The organism is Promicromonospora sp. NPDC052451 (assembly GCF_044547525.1).
Lineage (GTDB): Bacteria > Actinomycetota > Actinomycetes > Actinomycetales > Cellulomonadaceae > Promicromonospora.
The window spans coordinates 284390-292910 of sequence record NZ_JBIUAP010000004.1 but is presented as its reverse complement, the minus strand read 5'-3'; the positions used below and the strand labels follow the sequence as shown (position 1 = coordinate 292910).

The following is an 8521-nucleotide window of genomic DNA, read 5'->3' as shown; positions in this document are numbered from 1 at the left end:
CCCCCGCAGCACCCTGGCACACAGGCTCACCCGGCCATCCGCCCGCACTATCCCCCCCCCCCCCCGCCCCCCCCACCCCCCCCCCCCCCCCCCCCCCCCCCCCCCCCCCACCTCGTGGTCGGGAAGGTGCAAACTGCCGACTTGGTGACCCCTCAGCACTCGGGGCTGCCGCCCGGAGCTGGCGCCTGGGCCTGCCGCCTGGAGCCGCCAGGTGAACAGACGCCCGGATCTGCCGCCCGGATCTGCCGCCTAGATCTGCCGCCTGGATCTGACAGACAGATCTGACAGACGGATCTGACAGACGGATCTGACAGACAAATCTGACGGGCAGGGACTGCTGCGCGGACAGGACTGCCGCCCGAACGACGACGGCCCGCAACACCCGCACGAGCCGCCTCACGAAACTGCTGTACGGAGCCGGTGTATGGAGCCGGTGTATGGAGCCGGTGTATGGAGCCGGTGTATGGAGCCGGTGTGCGGAGCTGCCGCAGAGAGCTGCCGCACAGAGCCGCTGTACGGAGCTGCTCTGCGGAGCTGCCGCACGAAACCGGTACACGAAGCCGCCGCACGAACCCGCCGCACGAACCCGCCGCACGAAGCCGATGACAGACCCCCACCCCAGGCACCCTCCCGTCCCGCCGCAGCCCCGCTCCTGGCCGATCACCCGCAAATTCCCGTGCCCGCCACCGTGCACTCGCCTAGCGTGACCGTATGTCCACGAGCACGTCCGCCCCCTCAGCCGTCCCCGACCCGGTGTCCGAGCCCGCACCCACCCCGATCGCCGAGCGTGCCGCCGCGCCGGCGACGCTCGCGATCCCGACGGCCGGCAACCTGACCTGGCGCCCCGCCACCCGTGAGGACGCACCCGCGTGGCTCCTGCTGCGCAACCACATCGCCCGGGCCGACGCCGAGCCGTACGTCGAGACCCTGGAGGAGATCGAGGAGCTGTTCGACGGCGCGTGGCGCGACATGGCCGCCGACTCCCTGCTCGGGTTCTCCACCTCGCCCGCGGACGACGGCGCGCTCGTCGCCTGGGCGCAGGTCGAGTGCCCGCCGGGCGACGTCACGGAGGTGCGTGCCTTCACCTGGGGCGGGGTGCACCCGGACCGGCGCGGAGAGGGCATCGGCCGGGAGCTGCTGGCCTGGGCGATCGGCCGCGGGCGGCAGAAGCTCGCGGCGTCGGGCAAGGACGTGCCCGCGCGCATCGCGGTCTTTGCGGAGGACGACGCGCCGGCGTCCAAGCACCGTCTCTACGAGCGCGCCGGGATGACCCCGCGCCGCTACTACTCCGACCTGGCCCGCCCGCTGACCGGCCCGGACGCGGCGCCCGTCCCGGAGGTCGCGCTGGACGGGACGCTGCGGCTCGTCCCGTGGTCCGCGGAGCTCGACGAGGCCACCCGCCTGGCGCACAACGACGCCTTCCGTGACCACTGGGGCAGCCAGCCCCAGACGCCGGGGCAGTGGGCGCAGCGCGCCGGCTTCGCGCCCGACTGGTCGTTCGTCGTGGTCGACGACGCGCCCGACGTCGACGCCCTGCTCGCCTTGCCCGACACCGACGACGCCACCGCCGCCGCCCTGCGTGCCGGCGAGCCGCTGGTCGTGGGCTACCAGCTCGCGGGCCGGTACCCCGAGGACTTCGCCGTGCGCGGGTACTCGTTCGGGTACACGGACATCCTTGGCGCACGGCGCGCGTACCGGGGCCGCCGGATCGCCCTCGCGGCGCTGGCCGCGGGCATGCGGGCGTTCGCGTCGGACGGTATGCAGTACGCGGCGCTCGACGTCGACACGGCCAACCCGAGCGGCGCGCACGGCCTGTACGCGAGCCTGGGGTACGTGAAGACCACGGGCTCGCGGATGCTGTCGATCGAGCTCTGAGCCCGTCCGGCGTCAGCGCGCCAGGCGCTGGCGCCGGGCCTCGTACAGCACCACGGTGGCGGCGTTGGCCGCGTTGAGGGAGCTGGCCGAGCCCGTCATCGGGATGCTCAGCGTCACGTCGGCGGCGTCCAGCCACGCGCGGGTCAGGCCCGCGGTCTCGCTGCCCACCAGCAGCAGCACCGGCTGGGTGAGGTCGAACGCGGACACGTCGGCGTCGCCGTGCTCGTCCGTGGCGGCCACCACGACGGGCAGCCCGGCGGCGCGGCGCGCCTCGACCCACGCCATGACCTCGGCCGTCGACGGCGCGCGCACCACCGGGGTGGCGAAGAACGACCCGGTGGTGGCCCGCACGGCCTTGGGGTCGTAGGCGTCGGCGGCGTGCCCCGTGGTGATCACGCCGTGCGCGCCGAACGCGTCGGCCGACCGCACGATCGCGCCGATGTTGCCCGGCTGGGTGGGCCGGTCGAACACGACACCCAGGAAGTCCGGGGCGGCCGGGATCCGGTCCAGGTCGTCGGGCCGCATCGCCACCACGGCCAGCAGCTCCGCCTCGTCCTTCTCGGCCAGCTCGGCCAGCAGGTCGGGGGCCATCCGCACGTGCTCGACGTCCGGGTGCGCCGCGAGCAGGTCCCGGGCCCACTGCGAGAGCCGGCGGTCGCCGTCGTACAGCAGGGCCCGGATCTCCCAGCCGTGCTCGACCGCCATGGTGAGCGGGCGCACGCCCTGCACCAGGAACTCCCCGGCGCGGTGCCGCTTGGTGCGGTTGGTCAGGAGGGTCTGGAGCTGCTGGAAGCGCGCGTTGCGCGAGGAGATGCGGGTGGCCACGCCCCATCCAAACATCCCTAGCGGCTCAGCAGCCTCTCCATGGCGGCCCGGGCGGGCTCCGAGGCGAACAGCGCGGCCGAGGTGGCGACGGCGTCGTCGACGTGACGGTCGAAGCGGGCCAGCGCGTCGGCGTTGAGCAGAGCCTTGGTCGCGGCCAGACCCTGGGGGTCGCCCGCCGCGAGGCCGGCGAGCACGTCGGCGACCTTCGCGTCGAGGCGGCCGGCCGGGACGGCGCTCGTGACCAGCCCGTGCGCGGCGGCCTCGGCGGCCGGGAACGGCGCGCCGGACAGGAACGTGCGCGACGCCGCGCGCGGCGTCATCCGCGGCAGCACCGCCAGCGAGATGACCGACGGCGCGAGCCCGAGCCGGGCCTCGGTGAACGCGTAGGTGACGGCGTCGGAGCTGATCGCCACGTCGCACGCCGCGACCAGGCCGATGCCGCCGGCCCGCACCGGGCCGTGCACGCGGGCCACGACAGCACGCGGCAGGGCGAGGAGCGCGCGCAGCACGTCGGCCAGCCGCCGGGCGGACGACGCCATGCCGTCGGCCAGCGCCTCGGTCAGGTCGGCGCCGGAGCAGAACGCGGGCCCGTTCGCGGCCAGGACGACGGCGCGGACGTCGTCGTGCGCGGCGCGGTCCAGGGCCGCGCCGAGCTGGTCGAGCAGCGCGGCGGACAGTGCGTTGCGGCGGGGCCCGTCGAGGGTGATCCGGGCGTACGACGCCGCGGGGCCGCCGGTCGGCCGGACGTCGGCGACCTCGTAGGTGACGAGGGTCTGGGTGGGCATCGGGGAATCCTCCTGCGGGCCGTGCGTGGGTCCGTGCGCTGATCCGTGCGCGTCGAGTATGGCGTACTGGGGTTAATGGTGGTTAACCTCTGTGACATGCGCAACATGCATCCACCAGAGAACCCGGAGCACACCAAGCTCCGGGACGCGGTCCGGGACTTCGCCGACCGCGAGATCGCGCCCCACATCGCCCGATGGGACAGGGACAACCGTCTGCCCGTCGAGGTGGTGCACCAGATGGGGGAGCTGGGCCTGTTCGGCCTGACCGCCCCGGAGGAGTACGGAGGGTCCGACCTCGGGCTCACCGGCCTCGCCATCGCCGTCGAGGAGATCGGCCGCGTGGACCAGTCCGTCGGCATCACGCTCGGGGCCGGCGTCGGCCTCGGCGTCGGCACGCTGCTGGCCTACGGGACCGACGAGCAGAAGGAGACCTGGCTGCCCGACCTCGTGGCCGGCCGCACGCTCGGCGCGTTCGGCCTCACCGAACCGGGCGCGGGCAGCGACGCCAACGCCATGGCCACCACCGCCGAGCTGTCCGGCGGCGAGTGGGTGATCAACGGCGCCAAGCAGTTCATCACCAACTCCGGCACGCCCGTCACCAGCGTCTGCACTGTCGCGGCGCGCACGGGCACCACACCGGACGGCAGCCCCGAGCTCAGTGCCATCGTGGTGCCGACCGACACCCCGGGGTACGTCGTCGAACCCCTGCACGACAAGATGAGCTGGCGCGCCTGCGACACCCACCCGCTGCGCTTCGAGGACGTGCGCGTGCCCGAGGCCAACCTGCTGGGGCAGCGCGGCAACGGGTTCAAGCAGCTCATGACCTGCCTCAACACCGGGCGCGTGGCCGTGGCGGCGCTCGCGACTGGCTGCATCCAGGCGATGCTGGAGCTCACCGTCGAGCACGCCGGCGTGCGCCCCACGTTCGGCGGGCCGATCGGCCGCAAGCAGGGGGTCGCGTTCCAGATCGCCGACATCGAGGTCATGCTCCAGGCAAGCCGGGCCCTGACCTTCCGGGCGGCGGCGCTGAAGGACTCCGGCGCCCCGCTGGACGAGTTCCGCCGGGCGTCCTCGGTCGCCAAGCTCTACGCCACGGAGTCGGCGGTGACGGCCACGCGCATCGCGGCGCAGGTCTTCGGCGGCTACGGCGTCATGGAGGACGGCCCGATCGCCCGCTTCTACCGCGACGCGAAGGTCCTGGAGATCGGCGAGGGCACGTCAGAGCTCCAACGCATGCTCATCGCAAGAGGCCTGGGCCTCCCGGTCGAATGACCCGCTGAGTGCTGGGTATCCGTTGTCTCGGGACGGATCGAGGCAACGGATGCCCGGCACTCAACGATCGCCGGACAGGGCGGAGAAGGCCATGTTCGTCAGGAGGGCGTGCATCGTCCCGCGGCCGATGCGGGCGCTGTGCGGGGTCGAGTTCAGGAGGCCGAACGCCGCCTGGACCGCGGCGCGGGCCTCCGGCGCGGACAGGTCCGGGCGCAGGGGGCGCAGCGCGTCGGTCCAGACGTCGATGTAGGCGAGCTGGTGCTTGCGCACCTGCGCGCGGGCCTCGGTGCCCAGCGCGCCCCACTCGCGCTCCTGGATCACGATGAGCGCGGGGTTGTCGAGCGCGAAGTCCGCGTGCCGGGCGATCAGGGCGCGCAGAGCACCCTCGGGCCCCGCACCCGCCGGAGCGCCGACGTCGGACAGCAGCTCCCGTGCGCCCGCCAGGAGCTGGTCCGAGGCGTGCAGCAGGCACTGGCCGAGGATGTCCTCCTTGCCCGCGAAGTGCTTGTACAGCGCCGGACCGGAGACGCCGACGGCTGCGCCGATGTCTCCCATGGAGACGCCGTGGAAGCCGCGGGCCGCGAACAGGTCGGCCGCCGTGCTCAGGATCTGCTGCCTGCGCGGGGTCACGGGAAGCAGTCTAGGAGCGCGGGCGCCTCACTTGATCCCCGTGCTCGCGATGCCCTGGACGAACGTCCGCTGGAACACGAGGAACACGACGAGCAGCGGCACGACGGCGACCGTGGCCACCGCCATCACCGCACCCCAGGGCGAGGTGAACGCCGGGTTGCTGGTCAGGGTCGACAGCCCGACCGGCACGGTCAGGCTCTCGTTGCCCTGGAGCACCACCAGCGGCCACAGGAAGTCGTTCCACCGGTTCATGAACCCGAGGATCACCAGCACGCCCACCAGCGGCCAGCAGGTCGGCAGCACCACGCGGACGAACGTGCGCAGCTCCCCGGCGCCGTCCAGGCGCGCGGCCTCGACGAGCGCGTCCGGCACGCCGAGCATGAACTGCCGGGCGATGAAGATGCCCACCACGTCGAACAGGGTCGGCAGGATCACGGCCCACGGCGAGTCCACGAGCCCCAGGCGGGCCGTGACGAGGAACGCGGGCACGAGCGTGACCTGGATCGGGATCATGATGGTCACCAGGAACGCCGCGTACAGCGCGCCGCGACCGCGGAACCGGTACTTGGCCAGGGCGTAGCCGGCGCCGAGCGAGACGCAGACCGACAGCGCCGTGCCCACCGCGGCCACGAAGAAAGAGTTGCCGAGCCAGTGCCACACGGGCTGCTGGGCGAACACCTCGGTGAAGTTGCCGGTCGTCGGCGCGTCGGGCCACAGGTAGAACTCGCTGCTCTGCGACTGGCCGCCCGGCGTGAGCGCGGACACCACCATCCAGTACAGCGGGAACACCACGACGGTCGCGACGGCGGTCAGGCCGGCCGTGAGCAGCCAGCGCCGGGCGCGTCGTCTGCTGGTCAGGGTCACAGGAGCTCCTCCGCTCGTTTCGTGGCGCGGTGCCGCAGCAGGGTGAAGACCAGCAGGATCAGCACGAGCAGCAGGCCGAGCGCCGCCGCGTACCCCATCCGCGCGTCCGCGAACGCCGACCGGAACACGTACTGGATCAGCACGGTCGTGGAGAACCCGGGGCCGCCGCCCGTCATCACGTAGATGACGTCGAACGCCTGCAGCGAGAACACCACGTTGAGGATCAGCAGGATCGACGTGGTCGGCGCCAGCATCGGCACCGTGAGCCGCCGGAACCGCTGCCACCCGCTCGCGCCGTCGATCGCGGCGGCCTCGCGCAGCTCGGCGGGGATGGACTGGAGCGCGCCGAGGTAGATCACCATGCAGAACCCGATGCGGGTCCAGACCACCACGGCGACCAGGGTGAACATCGCCGTCCGCGGCGACGTCAGCCAGGGCAGGCCCGCCAGGCCGAGCGCGGCCAGCGCGTTGTTCGCGACGCCGTAGTCGGGGTTGAAGATCCACGACATGATGACGCCGACCACGACGCCCGCCGCGATCATCGGCACGAAGAACAGCGCGCGCAGCAGGCCGCGCCCCGGCAGCGGGCGGTTGAGGGCGACGGCCAGGCCCAGGCCGATCGCCATCGCCGTGGGCACCGTGCCCACCGTGAACACCAGGGTGTTCAGCAGCGCGGTGCGCAGCAGCGGGTCGCCCACCATGGTGCGGTAGTTCGCGGCGCCGACCCACTCGCCGTCGCCGAGCGTCGCGGTGTCCTGGAAGGACAGGGCCACGGCGATGACGATCGGCAGCAGCGAGAAGGCCAGGAAGAGCAGGGCTGCCGGGCCGACGAAGACGTACGGCGCCCAGCGGGGCCGTCGCCGGGGCGGGGCCGGGGCCTCATCGCGTGGTGACACTGCGCATCGCCTCCGTCATCTGGGCGCCGCACTCGGCGGGGGTCAGCTCGCCGAGGAAGCACAGGTCGAGGTAGTCGGCGAACACCGAGTTCAGCGAGCTGAAGTACGGACCGGACTCCGCGCGCACCATCGACAGCGGGATGGTGGTCGCCTGGTCGATGAACTGCTGCATGGTGCCGGCGTGGCGGTCGTAGCCGATGTCGGCGGCGTCCAGGGAGGCCCGGGCGGGCAGCCAGTTGCCGCGCCGGCAGAACTCGACCACGTTGGCCCGGCTCGTGATGTACGCGACCAGCTCGGCCGCCAGCTCGGGATGCTTGCTGGACCTGGTGACCGCCAGCGCGTTGCCGCCCAGGTCGGACGCCTCGCCGGTGTTGCGGATCATGGGCGCGGTGCCCCACTCGTCGGGCAGGCCCTCGTCCAGCGGCGCGATCGACTCCGGGTTGTCGAGCAGGAGCCCGATCTGACCGGTCAGGAAGAGGTCGCGGCCCACCGCCCCGCCCCCGGACTTGCTCATGTTCGCCGGCGACACCAGCCCCTCGGCGTACCACCGGCGCCCGAACTCCAGGGCGCCGACGGCCTCGGCGCTGTCCATGGACGGCGTCTCGCCGTCCTCCCCGAGAAAGGTGCCGCCGTTCTGGTAGACGATCGGCAGCCACCGGTACGCCGTCTCGGCGCCGCCCCAGCCGTAGCCGAAGCCGTACCCGCCGGTCACGGCGCGCGCCTCGCGCGCGATCTCGAGGAACTCGTCCCAGTGCCACGCGTCGTCGAGGGACGACGGCGGGGTCACGCCGATCTGCTCCAGCACGCCCCGGTGGTAGTAGGTGATGAAGTTGTCCGTGTGCTGGAAGACGCCGTACAGGCCGTCCTCCCGGGCGCCGATCGCCCAGAACGGCTCCGAGTAGTCGTCCCGGTAGTCCGCCGGCACGGCCCCCGTGAGGTCCACGAGGCTGCCGTTGGCGGCGTACCGGCCGATCTGCTGCGGGGTGATGCGGATGATGTCGGGCGCGAGCCCGGCCGCCAGCCGCGTGATGAACCACTGGTGGAACTGGCCGGTCGTCACCTCCACCGCCACGCTCGTGCCCGGGTGCGCCGCCACGAACTCGTCGGCGATCGCCTGGTAGGACTCGAGGTCGAGCGGGATGTTCCACGAGGACAGCCGCAGGTGCCTGGTCGCCGTCGGGGCGCCGGAGCAGGCCGCCAGGGCGCCCGCCACGCTGATCCCCGCGACCGCGATGAACGCGCGCCGGGACAGTCTCCGCCCGCGCGCAGGGTGCGTCGGCATGTCGTCTCCTCTCCGTCGAGGGTGGTGCGGCCCGCGCCGTGCGGGCTCGTGAGCGGTGTCCCGGGCTCCGTCGCCCGGGACACCGTGGCGTG

General features: G+C 73.0%; 8 protein-coding genes. 2 read left to right on the top strand and 6 right to left on the bottom strand.

Annotated elements, in window-relative coordinates; all coding sequences use genetic code 11:
• Nucleotides 1-711 precede the first annotated feature (711 nt).
• Nucleotides 712-1875, top strand: a complete 1164-nt coding sequence (locus tag ACIG47_RS09265) for a GNAT family N-acetyltransferase (RefSeq protein ID WP_397430542.1) — start codon at nucleotides 712-714, stop codon at nucleotides 1873-1875.
• A 12-nt stretch (nucleotides 1876-1887) separates the two neighbouring features.
• Here ACIG47_RS09265 and ACIG47_RS09260 read toward each other — a convergent pair whose 3' ends face one another.
• Nucleotides 1888-2700 (bottom strand): TrmH family RNA methyltransferase, encoded by an 813-nt coding sequence (locus ACIG47_RS09260; protein ID WP_397430541.1) that lies wholly within the window; start codon nucleotides 2698-2700, stop codon nucleotides 1888-1890.
• Nucleotides 2701-2717: 17 nt separating this feature from the next.
• A complete protein-coding gene (locus tag ACIG47_RS09255; RefSeq protein WP_397430540.1) occupies nucleotides 2718-3485 on the bottom strand; it encodes an enoyl-CoA hydratase-related protein in 768 nt (255 codons plus the stop codon).
• 96 nt (nucleotides 3486-3581) lie between these two features.
• Here ACIG47_RS09255 and ACIG47_RS09250 point away from each other — a divergent pair, with 96 nt between their 5' ends.
• Nucleotides 3582-4757, top strand: a complete 1176-nt coding sequence (locus ACIG47_RS09250; protein WP_397430539.1) for an acyl-CoA dehydrogenase family protein — start codon at nucleotides 3582-3584, stop codon at nucleotides 4755-4757.
• A 60-nt stretch (nucleotides 4758-4817) separates the two neighbouring features.
• On the opposite strand, the gene ACIG47_RS09245 is transcribed toward ACIG47_RS09250, so the two are convergent.
• Genes ACIG47_RS09245 through ACIG47_RS09230 form a run of 4 tightly spaced genes read right to left on the bottom strand, consistent with a single transcriptional unit; the run spans nucleotide 4818 to nucleotide 8429 of the window.
• On the bottom strand, nucleotides 4818-5387 hold the full coding sequence (locus tag ACIG47_RS09245) for a TetR/AcrR family transcriptional regulator (RefSeq protein ID WP_397413784.1): 570 nt from the start codon (nucleotides 5385-5387) through the stop codon (nucleotides 4818-4820).
• Nucleotides 5388-5414: 27 nt separating this feature from the next.
• Nucleotides 5415-6251, bottom strand: coding sequence for a carbohydrate ABC transporter permease (locus ACIG47_RS09240; RefSeq protein WP_397430538.1), 837 nt, complete (start codon nucleotides 6249-6251; stop codon nucleotides 5415-5417).
• Nucleotides 6248-7147 (bottom strand): carbohydrate ABC transporter permease, encoded by a 900-nt coding sequence (locus ACIG47_RS09235; protein WP_397430537.1) that lies wholly within the window; start codon nucleotides 7145-7147, stop codon nucleotides 6248-6250. Before ACIG47_RS09235 ends, ACIG47_RS09240 begins: the two co-directional genes overlap by 4 nt.
• Entirely contained in the window at nucleotides 7131-8429 is a 1299-nt protein-coding gene (locus ACIG47_RS09230) for an ABC transporter substrate-binding protein (protein WP_397430536.1), read from the bottom strand. Before ACIG47_RS09230 ends, ACIG47_RS09235 begins: the two co-directional genes overlap by 17 nt.
• Nucleotides 8430-8521 lie beyond the last annotated feature (92 nt).